The 21589-nt window shown below is 33.6% G+C and carries 20 protein-coding genes and 1 pseudogene; 12 read left to right on the top strand and 9 right to left on the bottom strand.

The window, feature by feature from the left end; translation table 11 throughout:
* Positions 1-3 precede the first annotated feature (3 nt).
* On the bottom strand, positions 4-333 hold the full coding sequence (locus ACXGSQ_RS17600) for a MerR family transcriptional regulator (protein WP_458627438.1): 330 nt from the start codon (positions 331-333) through the stop codon (positions 4-6).
* Between the two features lies 1 nt (position 334).
* Complete coding sequence (locus ACXGSQ_RS17595; protein WP_458627437.1) at positions 335-1306, bottom strand: M23 family metallopeptidase; 972 nt, start codon at positions 1304-1306, stop codon at positions 335-337.
* 132 nt (positions 1307-1438) lie between these two features.
* Between ACXGSQ_RS17595 and alaS the strand changes: the two genes are divergently transcribed.
* Together alaS and ACXGSQ_RS17585 are read left to right on the top strand one after the other, a co-directional pair.
* Entirely contained in the window at positions 1439-4051 is a 2613-nt protein-coding gene (alaS, locus tag ACXGSQ_RS17590; protein WP_458627436.1) for an alanine--tRNA ligase, read from the top strand.
* A gap of 184 nt (positions 4052-4235) precedes the next feature.
* Positions 4236-5187, top strand: a pseudogene (locus tag ACXGSQ_RS17585) (GSCFA domain-containing protein).
* Between the two features lie 168 nt (positions 5188-5355).
* Here ACXGSQ_RS17585 and coaD read toward each other — a convergent pair.
* Both coaD and ACXGSQ_RS17575 read right to left on the bottom strand, forming a co-directional pair.
* Positions 5356-5817 (bottom strand): pantetheine-phosphate adenylyltransferase, encoded by a 462-nt coding sequence (gene coaD / locus ACXGSQ_RS17580; RefSeq protein ID WP_458627435.1) that lies wholly within the window; start codon positions 5815-5817, stop codon positions 5356-5358.
* Positions 5818-5880: 63 nt separating this feature from the next.
* The gene (locus tag ACXGSQ_RS17575) at positions 5881-6858 is read right to left on the bottom strand and encodes a D-alanine--D-alanine ligase (RefSeq protein ID WP_458627434.1); all 978 of its coding nucleotides are present in this window, start codon (positions 6856-6858) and stop codon (positions 5881-5883) included.
* A gap of 150 nt (positions 6859-7008) precedes the next feature.
* Between ACXGSQ_RS17575 and ACXGSQ_RS17570 the strand changes: the two genes are divergently transcribed.
* The 4 genes from ACXGSQ_RS17570 to ACXGSQ_RS17555 all read left to right on the top strand — a co-directional run bounded on the left by ACXGSQ_RS17570 (position 7009) and on the right by ACXGSQ_RS17555 (position 10259).
* Entirely contained in the window at positions 7009-7557 is a 549-nt protein-coding gene (locus tag ACXGSQ_RS17570) for a PASTA domain-containing protein (protein ID WP_458627433.1), read from the top strand.
* Positions 7558-7566: 9 nt separating this feature from the next.
* A complete protein-coding gene (locus ACXGSQ_RS17565; protein WP_458627432.1) occupies positions 7567-8598 on the top strand; it encodes an RluA family pseudouridine synthase in 1032 nt (343 codons plus the stop codon).
* A 153-nt stretch (positions 8599-8751) separates the two neighbouring features.
* Positions 8752-9510: a peroxide stress protein YaaA gene (gene yaaA / locus ACXGSQ_RS17560; RefSeq protein ID WP_458627431.1), complete on the top strand. Its 759-nt coding sequence runs from the start codon at positions 8752-8754 to the stop codon at positions 9508-9510.
* 161 nt (positions 9511-9671) lie between these two features.
* Complete coding sequence (locus ACXGSQ_RS17555; RefSeq protein WP_458627430.1) at positions 9672-10259, top strand: hypothetical protein; 588 nt, start codon at positions 9672-9674, stop codon at positions 10257-10259.
* Between the two features lie 56 nt (positions 10260-10315).
* Here ACXGSQ_RS17555 and ACXGSQ_RS17550 read toward each other — a convergent pair whose 3' ends face one another.
* Complete coding sequence (locus ACXGSQ_RS17550) at positions 10316-10882, bottom strand: hypothetical protein (RefSeq protein WP_458627429.1); 567 nt, start codon at positions 10880-10882, stop codon at positions 10316-10318.
* Between the two features lie 230 nt (positions 10883-11112).
* On the opposite strand from ACXGSQ_RS17550, the gene ACXGSQ_RS17545 reads away from it, so the two are divergent.
* From ACXGSQ_RS17545 to ACXGSQ_RS17530, 4 genes are all read left to right on the top strand, one after another.
* A complete protein-coding gene (locus ACXGSQ_RS17545) occupies positions 11113-11910 on the top strand; it encodes a tryptophan-rich sensory protein (RefSeq protein ID WP_458627428.1) in 798 nt (265 codons plus the stop codon).
* 112 nt (positions 11911-12022) lie between these two features.
* Entirely contained in the window at positions 12023-13318 is a 1296-nt protein-coding gene (locus ACXGSQ_RS17540) for a DEAD/DEAH box helicase (protein WP_458627427.1), read from the top strand.
* Between the two features lie 3 nt (positions 13319-13321).
* The gene (locus ACXGSQ_RS17535; protein ID WP_458627426.1) at positions 13322-13537 is read left to right on the top strand and encodes a DUF6500 family protein; all 216 of its coding nucleotides are present in this window, start codon (positions 13322-13324) and stop codon (positions 13535-13537) included.
* A gap of 1 nt (position 13538) precedes the next feature.
* Positions 13539-13769, top strand: a complete 231-nt coding sequence (locus ACXGSQ_RS17530) for a VF530 family protein (protein ID WP_458627425.1) — start codon at positions 13539-13541, stop codon at positions 13767-13769.
* A gap of 50 nt (positions 13770-13819) precedes the next feature.
* Here the strand turns inward: ACXGSQ_RS17530 and ACXGSQ_RS17525 are convergent, their stop codons facing one another.
* The 4 genes from ACXGSQ_RS17525 to trpA form a co-directional block, all read right to left on the bottom strand.
* Positions 13820-14713 (bottom strand): YitT family protein, encoded by an 894-nt coding sequence (locus ACXGSQ_RS17525; protein WP_458627424.1) that lies wholly within the window; start codon positions 14711-14713, stop codon positions 13820-13822.
* 190 nt (positions 14714-14903) lie between these two features.
* A complete protein-coding gene (locus ACXGSQ_RS17520) occupies positions 14904-15356 on the bottom strand; it encodes a tRNA (cytidine(34)-2'-O)-methyltransferase (RefSeq protein WP_458627423.1) in 453 nt (150 codons plus the stop codon).
* Positions 15346-15570 carry a hypothetical protein gene (locus tag ACXGSQ_RS17515; RefSeq protein ID WP_458627422.1) on the bottom strand — a complete coding sequence of 75 codons (225 nt, stop codon included), beginning with the start codon at positions 15568-15570 and terminating at the stop codon, positions 15346-15348. The genes ACXGSQ_RS17520 and ACXGSQ_RS17515 overlap by 11 nt, the downstream gene beginning before the upstream one ends.
* Position 15571: 1 nt before the next feature.
* Positions 15572-16333: a tryptophan synthase subunit alpha gene (gene trpA / locus ACXGSQ_RS17510; protein WP_458627421.1), complete on the bottom strand. Its 762-nt coding sequence runs from the start codon at positions 16331-16333 to the stop codon at positions 15572-15574.
* 335 nt (positions 16334-16668) lie between these two features.
* Here trpA and ACXGSQ_RS17505 point away from each other — a divergent pair, with 335 nt between their 5' ends.
* Together ACXGSQ_RS17505 and ACXGSQ_RS17500 are read left to right on the top strand one after the other, a co-directional pair.
* Positions 16669-19692: a tetratricopeptide repeat protein gene (locus ACXGSQ_RS17505; protein ID WP_458627420.1), complete on the top strand. Its 3024-nt coding sequence runs from the start codon at positions 16669-16671 to the stop codon at positions 19690-19692.
* 57 nt (positions 19693-19749) lie between these two features.
* Positions 19750-21480 carry a TonB-dependent receptor gene (locus ACXGSQ_RS17500; protein WP_458627419.1) on the top strand — a complete coding sequence of 577 codons (1731 nt, stop codon included), beginning with the start codon at positions 19750-19752 and terminating at the stop codon, positions 21478-21480.
* The last annotated feature ends 109 nt before the right edge of the window (positions 21481-21589 follow it).

Below are 21589 nucleotides of genomic sequence, written 5' to 3'. Positions count from 1 at the left end.
GTTTTAAAGTTGTGTTTTAATTTTGTTAAGTTGTGCTTTTATGCTTTCAAGCTTTTCGATAATTTCAAATTTCTCTAAAGTCTGTTTTTTTTCTTCTTTGAGATGAGTTTTTGCACCTTCAAGTGTAAAGCCTCTTTCTTTTACTAAATGGTAAATAAACTTGAGGTTTTTAATATCTTCAGGAGTAAATTTACGGTTACCTTTTGCGTTTTTCTTCGGTTTTAAAACATCAAATTCTTTTTCCCAAAAACGAATCAAGGAGGCATTTACTTTAAAAGCCTTAGCTACTTCTCCAATGCCGTAATATCGTTTTTCTGGTAAGTCTATATGCATTTTAATCGAGGGATTGGTTTTCTAATGACGCTTTCTTAAGTAATATATCGTATTCTTCAGCGGATAAGTTACCATAATAAAAATTAATAGGATTGATGCGTTCACCATCTTTAAATATTTCATAATGCAAATGTGGCGCTTCTGAACGTCCTGTACTACCTACAAAAGCAATTAAGTCACCACGTTTTACACGCTGATTTACTTTAACATTGTACTTATACAAGTGTGCATATAAAGAAATATAACCGTAACCATGATCTATTCGTATGTGATTTCCATAACCCGTAGACCGGCTATCTGCACGTACAACGACACCATCACCAGAAGCATAAACAGGAGTGCCTCGTGGTGCTGTAAAATCCATGCCATAATGAAATTTTCGAACCTTTGTAAAGGGGTCTGTTCTATAGCCATAACCAGAGGCCATACGTGTTAAATTTACGTTGTTTATTGGTTGAATGGCAGGTATGGCTTCTAAAAACTTTTCTTTGTCTTCTGCCAATTTTGCGATTTCATCTAAAGATTTAGACTGTACAACTATAGCTTTTTCTAAAATATCTAAGCGTTTGTTACTTTCTGCTATTAATTTACTATTGTCAAAACCTTCATATTTTTTATAACGGTTAATACCTCCAAAACCAGCTCTGCGTTGTTCGGTTGGTATTGGGTTCGCTTCAAAATAAAGTCTGTAAATGGCATTGTCGCGTTCTTCTACATTTTCTAGTGCAGCAATGGCATCGTCCATACGTTTATTTATCAATTCGTATTGGAGTTCCATGTTTTGCAATTCTCTAGCCATTTGTCGCTCTTTTGGCGACTGAATATATTGACTAGCAATAAAGAACGATAATACTCCAAATAGTGCAGCAGCACTTAAGAACACCATTGCGTACTTTATGGTTGTCGCTTTTTTTCGCTTTATTCTGCGATAAGAAAGCGTTTCTGAATCATAATAATATTTTACTTTAGCCATGTTTGAATTTATACTATTTTTGCAGGGTTATAAACATAATTAGTGTCTATCATTTATTCGCAAAGCAACCAAAGATAAAAAATTGTTTTGCATTTGCGGTAATTAAATACAAACAAGCTTTAAATTCAGTATATGAAGTCTCAAGACATACGCTCTAAATTTTTGAATTTCTTTGAAGGAAAACAACATCTTATTGTGCCTTCTGCACCAATGGTACTTAAGAATGACCCAACATTAATGTTCGTTAATGCTGGTATGGTGCCTTTTAAAGAATACTTTTTAGGGAATTCAGAACCTAAGAACAATAGAATTTCTGATTCTCAGAAATGTTTAAGAGTTTCTGGTAAACATAACGATTTGGAAGAAGTTGGTTACGATACCTATCATCATACATTGTTTGAAATGTTGGGTAATTGGAGTTTTGGGGATTACTTTAAAAAAGAAGCCATTGCTTGGGCTTGGGAGTTGCTAACTGAAGTTTATGGTATTGATAAAAACATACTTTATGTTACTGTTTTTGAAGGTAGTGATGACAATGACAACCTTGAAATGGATACAGAAGCTTATGATATTTGGAAACAATACATTTCTGAGGACCGTATTTTAAAAGGTAATAAAAAAGATAATTTCTGGGAAATGGGAGATCAAGGACCTTGTGGCCCTTGTAGTGAAATTCACGTAGACATTAGATCTGCTGAAGAAAAGGCAAAGGTTGATGGAAAGACTTTAATAAACATGGATCATCCACATGTGGTTGAAGTATGGAATTTGGTTTTTATGGAATACAACCGAAAAGCAAATGGTACACTAGAACCTTTACCAAATAAGCATATTGATACAGGAATGGGTTTTGAACGTTTGTGTATGGTGCTGCAAGGAGTACAATCTAATTATGACACTGACGTTTTTACACCAATTATTCGTGAAATAGAAATCATTACAGGAAAGCGCTATGGTGATAATGAGGAAGTTGATATTGCAATTCGCGTTATTTCAGATCATGTTAGAGCGGTAGCATTTTCGATTGCAGATGGACAATTACCAAGTAACACAGGGGCTGGTTATGTTATTCGTAGAATTTTACGGAGAGCTGTGCGTTATGGATTTACGTTCTTAGATAAAAAAGAGCCTTTAATATATCGTTTAGTTGATGTGTTAAGTAAAAAAATGGGGGATGCGTTTCCTGAAATTAGAGCACAAAAAGTATTAATTGAAAACGTTATAAAAGAAGAAGAAGCATCTTTTTTAAGAACTTTAGATCAAGGTTTAGTATTGCTTAATCGCATAGTTGAAGAAACAAAAGGTGATACCGTTTCTGGTGAAAAAGCTTTTGAGTTGTATGATACTTATGGTTTTCCAATTGATTTAACGGCTTTGATTTTATCCGAAAAACATTTAAAATTAGACGAAAAAGGCTTTAACGATCAGTTACAGAAGCAGAAAGAACGATCGCGTTCGGCAAGTGAAACTTCTACCGAAGATTGGGTGGTTTTGGCAGAAGATGATGTTGAAGAATTTATTGGTTATGATGCCTTAGAGGCTAATGTAAAAATTACCAGATACCGAAAAGTAACCTCTAAAAAAGATGGAGAAATGTATCAGTTAGTTTTCAATTTAACACCATTTTATCCTGAAGGAGGTGGGCAAGTTGGAGACAAAGGCGTGTTACAAGATGTGCATGGAGATGTGATTTATATTTTAGACACTAAAAAGGAGAATAATGTTATTATCCATATTAGTAAAAATTTACCAGAACATCTAAACGAAAGTTTTAAGGCTGTAGTGAATAGTGAACACCGCGCATTGTCTTCTAGCAATCATACGGCAACACATTTATTACACCAAGCACTACGAACAATATTAGGTGAGCATGTTGAACAAAAAGGGTCTTTGGTAAAACCAAAATCCTTACGATTCGATTTTTCGCATTTTTCAAAAGTAACACCAGAGCAATTACAAGAAATAGAAGATTTTGTAAATGCCAGAATTGAAGGTAAATTACCTTTAGAAGAACAACGCAATATTCCAATGGAAAAAGCTCTTGAAGAAGGAGCTATGGCATTATTTGGTGAGAAATATGGTGACACGGTGAGAACAATTCGTTTTGGTAAATCTATGGAATTGTGTGGAGGAATTCATGTAAAAAATACGTCTGATATTTGGCATTTTAAAATTGTATCTGAAGGAGCAGTTGCGGCTGGTATACGACGTATCGAAGCTATTACAAATAAAGCGGTTAGAGATTATTTTTCTGAGAATAATACAGCATACCTTGAAATGAAAGGCTTGCTAAATAATGCTAAAGAACCTGTAAAAGCATTAGAAAATCTTCAACATGAAAATAACGATTTAAAAAAGCAAATTGAAGCCCTATTAAAAGATAAAGCCAAAAATATTAAAGGAGAATTGAAAAACGAATTAACCGAAATTAATGGTATTCAATTTTTAGCTAAGAAATTAGATTTAGATGCGTCAGGAATTAAAGATGTCTGTTTTGAATTGGGAAGTCAATTTGATAATTTATTCTTGTTATTTGGTGCTGAAAATGATGGTAAGGCAATTTTGTCTTGTTATATTTCTAAGGAATTAGTAGCGAGTAAAGGTTTAAATGCCGGAACTATTGTTAGAGAATTAGGCAAACACATCCAAGGTGGAGGTGGAGGACAGCCGTTCTTCGCCACTGCAGGAGGTAAAAATGCAGATGGGATTGAGGCTGCTTTGGAGGCTGCGAAAAACTATTTGTAAGATCGAAATTACTCAGAGATTCGCAAAGGAAAAACGCAGATACTCACAGAGAATAAGGTTTTAGTTTCGTGCTTTTTTTGAATTAAAGTCATTTAGTTAATAAGAAGAATAATGTTAAATTATAAGCTCTTCTTTCTCTGTGCGACTTTGTGGGACTCCGTGAATCTCTGTGTAAAATTATAACATGAAACTACTAACGCAACTACCATTAAAACCACAACAGCATAACCAAATAGATTACAACTCTAAATTGTTGTTACTTGGTTCGTGCTTTTCTGAAAATATAGGTGAGAAGTTTAGTTATTTTAAGTTTCAATCTGCAGTTAATCCTTTTGGTATTTTATTTCAGCCTTTAGCAATCGAAAATTTAATTACCAATGCGATTAACGAAAAAGTATATACAGAAAACGATATCTTTTTTCAAAATGAACAATGGCATTGTTTTGAAGCGCATTCTCAATTAAGTTCAGCGTCAAAAGCCGAATTATTAGATGGTTTGAATGCTCAAATTAAATGCACTCATCAACATATAAATGAAGCAAGTCATTTTATAATTACATTAGGCACCTCTTGGGTTTATAGAGAGATAGAGACGGATACTATTGTAGCCAATTGTCATAAAGTTTCACAAAAGAAATTTTTAAAAGAATTACTTTCTGTAGAAGCGATTACAGAGTCCCTTCAAGCGATTATTGCTTTAGTTAAAAGTGTGAATCCTAAAGGAAATGTTCTTTTTACAGTGTCTCCTGTAAGACATATTAAGGATGGTTTTGTTGAAAATACACAGAGTAAATCGCATTTAATTGCTGCAATCCACAATGTTGTTGAACCTAGAAAAGGACTTTATTATTTTCCATCATACGGAGATCATAATGGATGAACTGCGAGATTATCGATTCTATGCTGAAGATATGATTCATCCTAACCGAACTGCTATTAATTACATTTGGGAACGCTTCCAAGAAGTGTGGATTTCAGAAACGGCTTCAAGTACTATGGAAACCGTGAAAACTATACAAAAAGGACTTCAACATAAACCATTTCATCCAGAGTCTGAAGCCCATCAAAAGTTTCTTCAAAAACTAACAGAAAAAAAAGCTAAGCTGCAGATTGAATTTCCCCATATCACATTTTAACGTTTGAAATGTAGAATTATAACCTATACGATTTTCAGAAAAAAAGAATTTAATAGGTGAGTGCGCAGTCGTGATAACACAAATTTAACGAGCTAATAGAGTAGTAGATTTTTTTGTATTAAAGTTTAAATGGTGAGGTGCTTTATGCAGGTCGTTTACGTCATAATTTTATTTAGAATCAATCCTTACACTTTTTGGTACTAAAACAGTATAGTCGCCATTATTTCTAATTACATCACGAACAATAGATGACGAAATAAATGAGGTTTTAGCCGCAGTTAATAAAAATACAGTTTCAATCTTTGATAATCTTCTATTCGTATGAGCAATAGCTTTTTCAAATTCAAAATCAGCGGGGTTTCTTAAACCTCTTAAAATAAATTGAGCATCTATTTCTTTACAAAAATCAATAGTCAATCCTTTATAGGTAACGACTTTTACATTAGGCGTACCTTTAAAAGCTTCTTTAATAAATGCTTTTCTTTCTTCTAATGAAAACATGTATTTTTTATCGGCATTAATCCCTATGGCAACAACAACTTCATCAAACAATTTAATGCCACGTTCTATAATATCGTAGTGACCGTTTGTTATGGGATCAAAAGATCCAGGAAATATGGCTCGTTTCATTATGATGTTTTTTTTGGGGTTTCCGTAATGAATTAGAAACCGTTATGATTTCAAATATAATTATTATTTATTCAAAGCTTCTTCAATAGCATTTCCAAATAAGTCCTTCAAACTAATACCAGCTTCTGCGGCTTGTTGAGGTAAAATACTTTCTTTGGTTAATCCGGGAACGGTATTTACTTCTAATAAAAAAGGTTCATCATTTTTAAAAATAAATTCACTTCGAGAGAAGCCTTTCATACCAAGGATTTCATAAATCCTTTTAGCTTCAGTTCTCACTTTGTTAGCATAGTCCTCCGAAATACGAGCAGGAGTAATTTCTTGTGATTGTCCCAAATATTTTGCTTCATAATCAAAGAAGTCATTTTCAGAAACGATTTCTGTGATTGGTAACACAAGTGTTTCACCTTTATAAGAAATCACACCAACAGAAACTTCAACACCATCTAAAAACTGCTCAATAATAATTTCATTATCTTCTTTAAAAGAGTTTTCAATGGCAGCTTGCAAGTCTTCTTTTTTGTACACTTTAGAGATTCCAAAACTACTACCCGCTTTGTTAGCTTTTACAAAACAAGGGAGGCCTACTTTTGCAACTATCGCATCTTCATTAATAGTGTCTCCAAAATTAAGATAATAGCTTTCTGCGGTTTTTATACCGTAAGGTTTTAAAGTCGCTAACAAATCACGCTTATTAAATGTTAATGCAGCTTGGTACATTGCACAACTGGTTTGCGGCATACCTAATAATTCAAAATAGGCCTGCATATAACCATCTTCACCCGGTGAACCGTGAATAGCGTTAAAAACACAATCAAACTGTATTTTGGTTTCATTCACTAAAACCGAAAAATCATTTTTATCTATGGGAAACGCTTCGTCCATATCATTAACAAAAACCCATTTATTTTCAAAAATATGAATGCGATAAGCATTGTATTTTTCTTTGTCTAACGTGTTGTAAACCACGTTGCCACTTTTGAGGGAGATCTTATATTCACTAGAATAACCGCCCATTATAATTGCAATATTTTTCTTCATCTTTAGTGCCCACAAAAGTGGGTATCTTTTAGTTTAAAAAAGCCACAGCGTAAAAGTATCAATTATTTTCAAGAATCTAATTCTCTTATTCATACGTATTTTATTTTTGTGTCGTTATTATTTCTTAGTTTTGTCAACAATTATTTGCATATGAGTTTTGTTAAGTTTCTTACGAGTAAAGTATTTTTTAAACAATTGGCCTTAGCCATTGTAGCCCTTGTTGTATTAGGGTTTGTAACCTTAAAATGGTTAAATGTATCTACCAAGCATGGTAAATTTATAATTGTTCCGGATTTAAAAGGTAAATCTATAGAGACGGTTAGTATAGAGTTAAAGGATTATGATTTAGCTATGGAAATACAGGATTCCGCCAATTATAATCCGAAGTATCCGAAGTATTCAGTTATTGAACAAAATCCAATAGCAGGATCAGAAGTTAAAGAAAATCGCAAAATATATTTAATCTTAAATCCTTCAGGTTATCGCAAGGTAGAAGTGCCTAATATTTTGAAACGTACGTTTAGGCAAGCTAAACCTCAATTGGAGGCTTTGGGGTTTGAGATTGGTGAAATAACCTATAAAGATGCCATAGGTGAGGGTGTAATTTCTATATCCCATAAAGGCAAGACATTAAAACCAGGCACATTATTACCCTTAACATCTAAGATCGACTTGGTATTAGGTAATGGTAAACTATAATTTAAGATAATGCCAAATATTCCTGATATTTCAGAAGAAGAAAACGAACTTTATGAGCATCACGCTTTTAAAGTTGTAGCGGGGCAACAACCGTTACGTATCGATAAATACTTAATGAATTTTATTGAAAACGCCACGCGTAATAAAATTCAAGCCGCTGCAAAAGATGGCAGCATCTTTGTAAATGATGTTCCTGTTAAATCGAATTACAAGGTAAAACCCAATGATTATATTACCGTTAAATTTGAACATCCGCCTCATGAGAATCTTCTCATAGCAGAAGATATTCCAATTGACGTGGTGTACGAAGATGATGACTTGCTAGTCGTTAATAAACCAGCAGGTATGGTAGTGCATCCTGGACATGGTAATTATTCTGGAACCTTAATAAATGCTTTAATTTTTCATTTCGAAAACCTACCAAATAACTCAAGTGAGCGACCAGGATTGGTTCATAGAATAGATAAGGATACCAGTGGTTTATTGGTGGTTGCTAAAACGGAACATGCCATGGCACATCTCTCTAATCAGTTTGCTAAAAAAACAAGTGAGCGCGAGTATGTTGCACTTGTTTGGGGAAATATGGAAGAAGATGAAGGCACTATAGAAGGTAATATTGGGCGTCACCCAAAAAATAGATTGCAAAACACGGTATTCTTAGATGATGAAGAAGAACTAGGTAAACCAGCTGTAACACATTATAAGGTCATAGAACGTTTAGGTTATGTAACGTTAGTGAGTTGTAAGCTTGAAACAGGTCGTACACACCAAATTCGTGTACACATGAAGCATATTGGCCATACGCTTTTTAATGACGAACGTTATGGTGGAGAACGCATTTTAAAAGGTACAACATTTACAAAATACAAGCAGTTTGTAGATAATTGTTTTAAGATCTTACCACGACAAGCCTTGCATGCCAAAACCTTAGGTTTTGTGCATCCAACGACGAATGAATTCATGAGATTTGAATCTGAAATTCCTGAAGATATTGCGCAATGTGTAGAAAAATGGAGGCATTACGCTAAGCACATGGATTAATATCTTAACCAAAATTTTAAATAGACTATCGTTATATCACTATCAAGATTAGTTCTCACTAATATTTGAAACACGAGCATTTACATTGTATTTTTACAATGAGAAAGAAAAATTGTTTAACTTTTAATGAGAGCCACTTTTGTGGGCATTATTATGAAACTAGTACTATCACCAGCAAAATCTTTAGATTACGAAACCAAATTGCCAACAACAAAAACCACGCAAGGTGTATTTTTAAATGAAGCAGAGCGTTTAAATAAGGTATTAAAAAAGAAATCGGCTAAGAGCTTATCTCAATTGATGCATATCTCAGATAATTTGGGGCAACTGAATTACGAGCGTAATCAAGAATGGGAATTACCTTTTACAAAAGATAACGCAAGACAAGCCATTTATGCATTTAGTGGTGATGTATATAGAGGTTTAGATGCTTATTCGATAGATTCTAGTAAATTAGATAAGGTAGAAGACACCGTTCGGATTTTATCAGGATTATATGGTGTTTTAAAACCCTTCGATTTAATACAACCTTACCGATTGGAAATGGGAACAAAAATGCCAGTTGGTAAAAACAAAAACCTTTATGAATTTTGGCAGAAGAAAGTGACCAAAGCTTTAAATGAAGAGTTGGAAGATGACGAAATTTTTCTCAATTTGGCAAGTCAAGAGTATTTTAAAGCGATAGATACCAAAACTTTAAAAGTACCAGTTGTAAATGTAGCCTTCAAAGAGTTTAAAAACGATAAATATAAAATCATAGCCATCTTTGCAAAATTAGCTAGAGGATTAATGACGAGATATATTATTGATACGGATGCAAAAACCATTGACGATATTAAAGGTTTTAATTATGAAAACTATGGTTTTAGCGAAGCATTATCTTCAGAGAATGAATTGGTGTTTACAAGATAAATAAATCCGTAGTGCCTTAAATTGAATATATGTATTACTTACTTATAGTTGTTCAGGTGTATTGTTTATATCATGCCTATAAAAACAATAAACCTTTTTACTGGTATTTTGTTATCTTTTTTGTTCCTGCCATTGGATCTTTGATTTATATCGTGACTCAGATGTTTAACAAAAGTGATGCAGAAAAAATTCAAGAGGAAATCACAACGGTTCTTAATCCGACTAAAAAAATAAAAGATTTAGAAAAGAAGCTTCAATTTGTTGATACCTACACCAACAGAATTGAATTAGCTGATGCTTATTTTATAAATAAAGATATTCCTAATGCGATTATCAATTATAAGAAAACGCTAGAAGATACAGTTCAAGATGGTTTGTATGCAAGGCAAAATTTAGTATTGTGTTATTTTCAACTTAAGGATTATAACGCAGTAATTGAGCAGGCAGAACGGATAAAAGGAAAATCAGAATTTAAAGGTTCAAAACAACAATTCTGTTATGGTTTAGCGTTAAATGCATTAGGAAGAACGGATGAAGCCGAAGCCCAATTAATACAAATAGACAGGCCATACTCAAATTATGCAGAACGTTTAGCGCTGGCTAAATTTTATTTAGAAAATAATAGAAGGTCAGAAGGGAAGGAGCTATTAGAAGAAATCGCAACAGAATCAAAACGCTTAACAAAACCCAACAGAAAACTTTACGGCGCAACCATTGCTGAGGTTGAACGTATGTTGTCTGCATTATAAGGTTTTACTTTAAAATCCAAACCAACGATTTATAATACTCACTAAGGTCGTTTTATTCAATCTTCAGTTCCCCAAGGCGCATCTGGTGTTTCGATAGTTTTAGTTAAATCAAAACGCACCGTAAATAAACGATCAGTACCTAAACGACGTAAGTTGTAGGTTAGACTTGTTTCGTCTATGGTAAACCACCAAATGTTGGTTGAGGCCGCCGGTAATATTTTTGCTGTATGAGCATCGGCAGGAAACATTTGTAAATTGGCCAAACCTTGATTAGCACTCGTGCCGCCATATTGGGTTAAATCTTCTTCCGATCCGTCTTCATGTCTATGGTCGTGCTTTAATCGTATTATTTTTTCGTCATTCATATGTAACACCCAAGTACGCGATTTGTTCTCACCTACAAAGAATGGAATTCTAATATCATTAGTATTGCAAGAACGCACATGCATGACTAATTTTTCACCTGTAAAGCCATCACCTGCTTTTCCACCTTCAATAATTTCGCCTTCGTAAGCCTTACCACAATGTGCTTTGAGTTGCGCCCAAAACTTCTCTGAATTCGTTTGTTCTTGTGCAAAAAGGTGTAGTGGTAATACAAGTAAAAAAAAGAGTAGTGCTTTCATAGTTGAATTTTGTTAATGTGTGTTTCTCTAACAGCTAATATACATGAATTCTTAACGTTAAATAATTTTATAAATCCATGAAATATTCATGGAAAATCTAATAATAGAGCAGTTTTAAAGTTTGAAAAAGAGCGATGAACAAGTTGAATGAATTATTATTTAGGTTAAATAATGGCGAGAATAAGTTAATCTTATGCGTCATAAGTCTTAAATTAGAGAAAAATTAAAGCATGAAAAAGACGCTTCAAATAGGGAATATAATAGCTTTACTTCTAACGCTATTCATCAATTACCTCTCTAATACAGGAACTTTAAATAATACCACTATTGGTGCAGTTTCCAATAGTTATAGGTCTTTGTTTACACCTGCAGGTTATACGTTTGCCATTTGGGGAGTTATTTATTTACTGCTAGTAGGTTTTGTTATTTATCAAGGGCGCGGTTTGTTTAAAGACGTTAAAAATGACGATGTTGTCTTAAAAACGGGTTGGTGGTTTATACTCTCATGTTTATTTAATTCGCTTTGGGTATTTGCTTGGATCTATGAATATACAGGAGTGTCTTGTATTTTTATTTTCTTATTACTGTTTTCATTATTAAAAATTGTAGTCAACAACAGAATGGCATTAGACGATGAGCCCTTACCTATTATTGCTTTTGTTTGGTGGCCTTTTGTGATCTATTCGGGTTGGGTAACCGTGGCTAGTATTGCTAATGTTTCAACGTATTTAGTAAAAATGGGTTGGGACGGTTTTGGATTGTCTGATGTAATTTGGACTATTATACTCATTGCCATTGCCGTGTTTATAAATGTCATAATTACCTGGAAACGTAATATGAGAGAATTTGCACTTGTCGGAGCTTGGGCCTTAATTGGCATAGGAAATGCTAATAAATTAAACAACGAAACACTAATGTATATTGCCTTTATAAGTGCAGCTTTATTAATAATAAGTAGTTCGATACATGGTTTTAAAAACCGTGACACAAGTCCGTTAATTAAGTTACAGGAACGCGATAATTCATAGTATTTAGAAGATAATAGGCATTTTTTTAGAGTCAAGCTTAAAATAGCCGTAACTTTGCATCAAATTAAAGGAGTGACCTAAATAAATAGAGTTTGCTTCATAAACACTATTTATGTCATTTAAATCATTGGGCCTATCTGAGCCTTTACTTCAAGCTATCCAGAAAAAAGGATACGAAACACCTTCACCAATTCAAGCAAAAGCCATTCCTCCTGTATTAGAAGGAAGAGATGTTTTAGCCTCAGCACAAACCGGAACTGGAAAAACAGCAGGTTTTACATTACCACTACTACATTTATTATCTAATGGTTCTCAGCAAAGGCACAGACCAATTAGAGCTTTAATATTAACTCCAACACGTGAGCTAGCAGCGCAAGTTTATGCCAATGTTAAAGAGTACAGTGAGTTTTTAAACCTAAGAAGCACGGTTATTTTTGGTGGAGTCAATCAGAAACCACAAGTTAATAAATTGAGTCAAGGAGTCGATGTTTTGGTGGCAACACCAGGACGTTTAATCGATTTAGAAAACCAGGGAGTTTTATCTTTAAATAAGGTAGAGATATTTGTTTTAGATGAAGCTGATCGTATGTTAGATATGGGTTTTTTACGCGATATAGAACGCGTTATGAAACTTATGCCAGCTAAACGTCAGAACCTTATGTTTTCGGCAACCTTTTCTAAAGATATTAAGAAACTAGCGTATTCTATTTTAAATAATCCTGTTCAAGTTGAAGCCACTCCAGAAAATACAGCGGTTGAGGTTATACAGCAAAAAGTTTATCGTGTTGCCAAAGGCAAAAAAACAGGACTGATTATAAAATTAATTTCCGAAGGAGATTGGAAACAAGTTTTAGTGTTTACAAGAACCAAACACGGAGCCAATAAGCTTTGTAAAAAGATGATTAGCGATGGCATTACAGCCGCAGCGATCCATGGAAATAAAAGTCAAGGAGCAAGAACCAAAGCATTAGCAGGATTCAAAAATGGATCGGTCAGAGTTTTAGTAGCTACAGATATTGCAGCAAGAGGTTTAGATATACCATTGTTGCCACATGTTATTAATTTTGAATTGCCTAATATTTCTGAAGACTACGTTCATAGAATAGGTAGAACAGGTAGAGCAGGAGCTAGTGGAGAAGCGATTTCTTTAGTAAGTGCAGATGAAACGACTTTCTTGCGTGATATTGAGAAATTAATTGCGATGAAGATTGAAGTTGAAATCCTTGAAGGTTTTGAGCCAGATCCTAATGCTTCAACAGAACCAATTAAACCAGGTCAGAATAGAAATCAAGGTCGTGGAAGAGGTTCTAATAATAAAAATTCGGGGAATTCAGGAAAGTCTAAAAGTACGAGTTCAGACCGAAATAAAAGTAGAAGCCGTAGTCGAAATAACGATAGTAGACGTTAAGCTATGACATCAGCTCTAAAAGATAAAATCATAGCGGTTTGCGATAAAAAGATTGCCCAAAAAGGCACTAATGTTGGCATTTCTTTCTATGCGTTTTTTAAAAACAAAAATGACAATCCAGAGTTATTAATGGAAGCTGCAACGTGGTGGATTAAAACGCACCAATTAGATCATTTTGAAAAAGCGGTTAAGATTAAAGAATTAGTTAAAAGTTTATAGTTTGTCAACGCAACCTAATAATCCACTTCACGGAGTCAAATTAGAACAGATCATAGTAGAACTGCAAGCACATTATGGCTGGGAATATATGGGCTATCAAATTAATATTCGCTGTTTTACGGATAATCCTTCAGTAAAATCGAGTTTAAAGTTTTTAAGACGTACACCTTGGGCAAGAACCAAGGTAGAAAATATGTATTTAGACTATTTAAAAAAGAATAAAAGGGATTGATTTTATCATCCTTTTTTTTGCTTTATAGTATTTTAATATTTTCAGATAGTTTATAATTTACCACCTAAAGTCTTACCTTTTTTCTTATCGAGATAGTGTCGTAATACACCACCTTTAACATTGTTTACATCAAACTCTACGATAAAAGCGTTTTCATCTATGTCTTCAATGATACGGTGCATTTTCTTTATGTCAATACGGTTAATAATGGTATGAATAATATCAAAATCTTGCTGAGGTCCATTGCTTCCAAAGCCTTTAGAACCTTTGTAGGTGGTTAGGCCTACGCCCAATTCAATCATAATGGCATGCTTAATTGCGGCATATTCATTAGACACAATAGTGACACCAATAAAATCTTCAAACCCTTCAATCGTCATATCAGTCACTTTTGCAGTAACAATGTATGTAAGAATGGAGTAAAGCGCTACTTCTAGTGAAACCACCATTGCAGTAATACTGAATAATAAAATGTTAAACATAAGGATGACTCTACCAATACTTAGTCCAAATTTATCATTAAGGTAGATTCCTAGAATTTCTGAGCCATCTAAAACGGATCCATTTCTAATAGCAATACCAATTCCACCACCCAAACATAAACCACCAAAGATGGAGATGAGGAGTTTGTCGTCCGTAATGGTATCATAATTTCCAAAATGAATTAATAAAGCAAAGGCAAGGATACTAAGTATAGATTTTATAACAATTCGTATCGAAACCGTATAATAACCCAAAATTAAAAAGGGTAAACTGAAGATGACTAAGAGTAATGAAATGTCTACTCCAATTAGTCTATTAACTAATAGGGCTATACCTGTGACGCCTCCATCCATAAAACCATTGGGTAGCAAAAAGGCTTTTAAACCAATACTGGCTAAGATAATCCCAAGGGTGATTTGAGCAAATTCAGAGAAAAAATTATAGGTTTTTGAGTGTTTCAATGTTTAGGTTTTAATTCAGGAAAAGTTACAAAAACCATTTAAAACGGATGTATTTTACGTTTTTTTTTATTTATCAGAATTGAATTTTTTTTAATTCGAACTGATCTTAACTTTCTTGAATCAGACCTCAAGATTTAAATACATACTTATTTACTCCTGAATAAAAAGGAAAGTTGTAAGGTTGAAGCCACTATTTGATTTGCCTCAAGCCTTCATATACAATAATGCCTACAGCATTAGCTAAATTGAGACTTCGTATAGATTCGCTGTACAATGGAATTTGGAATAATTGCGTTGCATGCTCTTCCAATAATGGTTTTGGTAAGCCCACAGATTCTTTGCCAAAGACTAAGAACATATCATCTTCAAAGGTAATATCCCAATGCGATTTGGTACCATGACTAGATAGGAACACCATTTTAGCAGCTTTATTTTTTGAGAAGAAATCGTCGATATTATCGTAATATATAACTTCTAAATGTTGCCAATAATCGAGACCTGCACGTTTTAAACGTTTGTCATCAATTTCAAATCCAAAAGGTTTTACTAAATGTAATTTGGAACCTGAAGCTAAAGCTAAACGACCAATATTACCAGTGTTATTTGGGATTTCGGGTTCTATAAGAACGATGTTAAGTGGCATTTTTTCGTGTTAGGTTGATAAGAATTAATCGTATTAGTAATACAAAAGGAAAGCCATGAAAGACCACATCAAACCAATCCTTAAAAGTCATTCCGTTTGCTCCTCCGGCAATCCATCGTAATTTGCCTAGCAGATGTGGTTCAGGAAAAAAAGGTGCTAAGCCTAAGGTTAAGCAAAGTAGAATTATTAACTTCCAGTCGTTGAGCAATTTCATATTATAAGATTGAGCTTACAAAATCATCAATAGCGTCTATTCCGTTTTCAGTTAAATGTTTGATAAAAGCACTTCCAATAATAGCGCCTTTCCCATATTGTGTCGCTTGCTTAAAGGTTTTATTATTTGAAATACCAAAACCTACAATTTGAGGATTTTTTAATTTCATGTTTGCAATACGCTTAAAATAATCAGTTTGTTCATCTCCAAAGCCAGAATTACTTCCTGTAACACTTGCAGAACTTACCATATAAATAAAACCGTTAGAAACCGAATCGATATAACGAATGCGTTCCTCTGATGTTTGTGGTGTAATTAAAAACACGTTTATTAGACCATACTTTTCAAAAGTTGCTTTGTATTCTGAATGATAGACATCGACAGGTAAATCAGGAATTATGAGTCCGTCAATGCCAACCTCTTGACATTTTTTGCAAAAGGCTTCAACACCATATTGTAATATTGGATTAAAATACCCCATAATAATTAAGGGAATAGAAACCGTTTTCCGGATGTCTTTGAGTTGTTCAAATAACAATGCGCTTGTCATGCCATTTTTTAAAGCTTCTGTAGAACTGGCTTGTATGGTTGGTCCATCTGCTAAAGGATCACTAAACGGTAAGCCTATTTCTAGCATATCGACTCCACTTTTTTCTAAGCGTTCTATGATAGTAACAGTATCGTTTGTATTGGGATAGCCAGCTGTAAAATAGATAGATAACAGCTTCTGGCTTTCGTTTAATTTTTGGTTTATTCTATTCAAAATATAGGTCTTTATCAACCAATTCTGTAGTTTTTTTGATGTTCAGAAATGGTTAGGATGTTTGAAATCAATTATGAGAAAAATCAGTAGTTATCATGGATAAAAGCACTGATTTAACGAGATGTAAAAATAGAACTTAAAAATCGAATCTCCCAATGTCATTATAAACTTCTATAATGGCTTGCTGACCGTTTTACTTGCGAATATCTATAGATCACAATTGAAAATAAATATTTAATAAGTCCGTGTATAATTATAACCATTTTCTATCGTTATAGATTTGGTATTGAATTATATTTGCCACAACATAAAATCATCAATAAAACACTCAACAAATGATGTTCTTTAAAAAACAATTAATCATCGTTTTTCTTGTATTTTCTTCACTTGCTATAGCGCAAAAATCTGCGATTTATACCAATGAGTTTCAAGATTATCAAAAGGCATTGACTTTATATAATAACAATCAATTTAAAGCAGCCCAAACTTTATTTGACGATGTAAAGTTGAATACAAGCGATGCCACCATAGAATCTGATTGCGCTTATTATATAGCGAATTGCGCAGTGCGTTTAAATCAAAATAACGCAGACAATCTTATCACAGAATTTGTAGAAGATTACCCAACAAGCACTAAAAAGAATACCGCTTTTTTAGATGTAGCGGATTATTATTTCAACAACGGAAAATACGCATACGCACGTAAGTGGTACGATAGAGTTGATGAGCGCAATATGGCGCAAGCCGAAAAGGAACGCTTCAATTTTAATTATGGCTATACTTTATATTCGACTAAAGATGAAAAGAAAGCCACTAAGTATTTTAATCGTGTTGTAAATTCTAAAGAATACGGCTCGCAAGCGAAGTACTACATAGGTTTTATGGCCTATCAAGGTGATGATTATGATAAAGCAAATGAGTATTTTGACCAAGTTAGCGATAACGAAAAGTACAAAGAGAAGTTGTCTTATTATCAGGCCGATTTAAATTTCAAATTAGGAAAGTTTGAAAAGGCGATTGAACTTGCCGAAGCACAATTACCAAAAAGTAATGCGGCTGAAAAGTCTGAATTATCTAAAATTATTGGAGAAAGCTATTTTAATCTTGAGAAGTATGCCGAAGCTATTCCGTATTTAAAAGCGTATAAAGGCAAAGACCGAAAGTGGAATAATACCGATTACTACCAATTAGGGTATGCGTATTACAAGCAAAATGATTATGAAAGTGCGATTTCAGAATTCAATAAAATTATAGGAGGCGATAATCCAGTAGCTCAGAATGCCTACTACCATTTAGGTGAGAGTTATATCAATTTAGAGAAAAAGCAAGAAGCTTTAAATGCGTTTAGAAATGCGTCGCAAATGGATTATGATTTAAAAATTCAAGAAGATGCGTGGTTAAATTACGCTAAGATTAGTTATGATATTGGAAATCCATACCAATCCGTACCTCAGGTTTTAACAGGGTATTTAAAGCAATATCCAAACACGAGTTATAAAGATGAGGTTGAAACCTTATTAATCGATTCATACATCACATCAAAGAACTATAAGGAAGCCTTAGAACTTTTAAAGGGGAAGAACAGTTTTGAAAACAAAGCGGCTTATCAAAAAGTAGCCTTTTTTAGAGCGGTGGAATTATATAATGAGAATAAGTATAATGAAGCCTTAACGCTTTTTAATGGATCGCTAAAAGAACCTATAGATCCCGTTTTTGTGGCTAAAGCCACCTTCTGGAAAGCTGAAACGGAATACAATTTAGGCAATTATAACGATGCGTTAATTGGGTTTAAACAGTTTGATGGTTTTAGTGAATCTTCAAGTTTAGCAGAAAATGAAAACCTGAATTACAATTTAGCATACACGTATTTTAAGTTGAAAGATTATACGAATGCTTCAAACTATTTTGAGAAATTCATTAAAAATAAATCAAATGACAAACTGCGCCAAAACGATGCTTATTTAAGATTGGCAGATGGTTATTTTGTGTCTAGTAAATATGATGATGCGATTGATGCTTATAAAAAAGCCATTCAGATTAATCAAATTGAATCGGATTATGCTGCATTTCAAGTGGCTATGAGTGAAGGCTATTTAGGAAAAGGTTCTGATAAGATTTCAGCATTAAATTCTTTTATAAATAGGTATCCTAAATCAGCATTACGAGATGATGCGATGTATGAGTTGGCTAATTCTTATGTAAAATCTAACGATACAGACAAAGCCATGCAAATGTATGATCGCTTAAATTCTGAATACAAAACAAGTGCCTTTACTTCAAAAGCTTTATTACGTCAAGGTTTAGTGTATTATAATGGAAATGATAATACACGCGCATTGGCAAAATTCAAAAAAGTAGCGACGGATTTCCCAGGGTCTGGTGAAGCCGTTCAGGCAGTTTCTACAGTGCGTTTAATTTATATCGATTTAGGTAAGGTAGATGAATACGCTGCTTGGGTTAGAACTTTAGATTATGTTGAGGTTTCTGATGTGGACTTAGATAATACCACCTATTTAGCAGCAGAAAAGCCGTACTTAGACAATGAAACCGATAAAGCCATTCGTCAGTTTAATAAATATTTGACGCAGTTTCCAAAAGGGATTCATAACCTAAAAGCGCATTTTTATTTAGCACAATTATATTATAAAAAAGACTTATTTGATAATGCACAGCCACATTATAAGGCCGTTGTTGAGGCTTCAAAAAGTGAGTACACTGAACAAGCTATTGTGAAACTTTGTGAGATTTACTTAAGCACCTCTAATTGGGAAAAAGCTATTCCGGTATTAAAACGTTTAGAGCTAGAAGCTGATTATCCTCAGAATGTGGTTTATGCGCAGTCGAATTTAATGAATGCCTATTACCAAACCGAAGATTACGTTAAGGCAGAACGTTATGCTGAAAAAGTATTGAGCAATTCAAAATTAGATAACAAAGTTAAGAGTGATGCTAAATTAACGATTGCACGTTCTGCGATTGAAACAGGTAATGAAGCCAAAGCCAAAATAGCTTATGCCGAAGTTGAAAAGATTGCTACAGGAAGCGTTGCTGCAGAAGCTTTATTCTACAATGGTTATTTTAAAAATAAAGCAGGAGAGTACGAAGCATCAAATACAACCATTCAAAAATTAGCTAAAGATTATGGTAGCTATAAATTGTTTAGTGCAAAAGGTTTGGTAGTTATGGCGAAGAACTTCTACGCTTTAGGAGATGCGTTTCAGGCGACTTATATCTTAGAAAGCGTGATTAGTAACTTCCCAGATTTTACAGAGGTTGTAAGTGAAGCTAAAGTAGAATTAAACAAAATAAAAGTAGAAGAAGCGAAAACGAATTCATCAATCGAAACAGACGATAATTAATAAAATAACAAGACAATTTAATTAGCGTTAAACTTATTTTCAATCAAATTAATACACATGAAAATTAAATATATAGTATTAGCAATGTTTACTTTGAGTCTGACATTTAGTTATGCTCAAGAACGTACCAAAGACACTATTGGAGACCAAACGGTTAACGTTATAAAACCATATACTCCAACAATTTCGGATGCCTTTAAAATTAAAGATAACCCAAAGTTGAACGATTCTAATGCCGTAAAGAAAAAGGAAATTAAGTACAATATTTTCTCAATTCCTGTGGCTTCAACGTTTACACCAGCTAAAGGAAAAGCAGCAACGGTTGATAAAGCCAAAGCGATAAAATTATACGATAATTATGCCTCATTAGGATTTGGTAGTTATACTACTATTTTGGGTGAAGTTTACTTAAACCATGAGTTGAGTAGAGATGAAAATGTCGGTGGTTATTTTAGTCATCATTCGTCTCAAGGTGGTATTGACGATGTGCTTTTGGATGATAATTTTTCAAAAACCAAGTTAAATGCCTATTATAAAAAAAGCGATAGAGATTTTACATGGCAAGTTGATGGGGGTTTTAATTTACAAACCTATAATTGGTATGGTGTGCCTCAAGATTTTTATGATGAAAGTGACTTAGATGGTATTGATGCAGGTCAGACGTATAACGATCTGTATGTTGGAGGGAAAATTGATTTTGAAGACGCTATAGTTAAAGATGCAAGTCTTCGTTTTAGACGTTTTGGAGGTGTTCATGATTCTGGTGAGAACAGATTAGTAGCCAAGACTAGCTTTGATTTTGTGGTACAAGATGCTGTTATTAAGTCAGAGTTTTCTATAGATTATATTAGCGGGACTTTCGATCGCGATTATTCTAATGTTGGTGAAATTAATTACGGGAATGTTACGTTTGGATTTGCACCATCGTATCAATTGGTACAAGATGATTTAACAATTGATTTAGGTGTGAAATTAGCCTACCTTAACGACACAGAATTTAGTGAGAATAAATTTTTCATCTATCCAAACATAGAAGCATCTTATCGATTGGTGGATGATATTTTAATTGCATTTGGTGGACTTAAAGGAGATCTAATTCAGAATTCGTATTACGATTTTGTAAACGAAAATCCATTTGTATCACCAACACTTTTGGTAACTCCAACAGATCAGCAGTACAAAATGTTTGTAGGGGCTAAGGGGAAACTTTCTAGTAATATTGGCTATAGCTTAAAAGGAAGTTATAGTTCTGAAAAGAATAAAGCCTTATACAAGTCTAATGACGTGCCGAGTGATGCCTTAACAGAATATCAATATGGTAATTCATTTTTTGTCGCTTATGATGATGTGACTACGTTTTCTGTAGCAGGTGAGTTGAATGTAGATTTAAATAGAAACTTTACCTTAGGAGTAAAAGCGGAATACTTTGGTTACAGCACAGATAATGAATCTGAAGCGTGGAATTTACCAGACCTTACAGCCTCTGTATTTGTAGATTATCAAATTTCAGAACAATGGTTTGCAGGAGCAAGTGTGTTCTTTGTAGGTGAACGTGAAGATCAAAGTACTTATTTTGAAATTTTGAATCCTTTGAATACAACCACGACAGCTATAACTTTAGATAGTTATTTTGATGCTAACGCGCATGTTGGTTATAAAGCAAATGATCAATTATCCTTTTTTGTTAAAGCCAATAACATAGCGAGTCAAAATTATAACCGTTGGTCAAATTTCCCTGTGCAAGGTATACAACTTCTTGGAGGGGCGACTTACCAGTTTGATTTTTAGTAGAGCATGATCTTCTGAATTTAACTCAGAATTTCATTAAATAACATAGATGCTATTTAAAAGCGTTCCTATTTGGAGCGCTTTTCTTATTTTTACAATATTCGTTACT

This window comes from Winogradskyella sp. PC D3.3, from assembly GCF_054366245.1.
The sequence above is the reverse complement of the archived record's forward strand: the minus strand, read 5'-3'. Positions and strand labels throughout refer to the sequence as shown.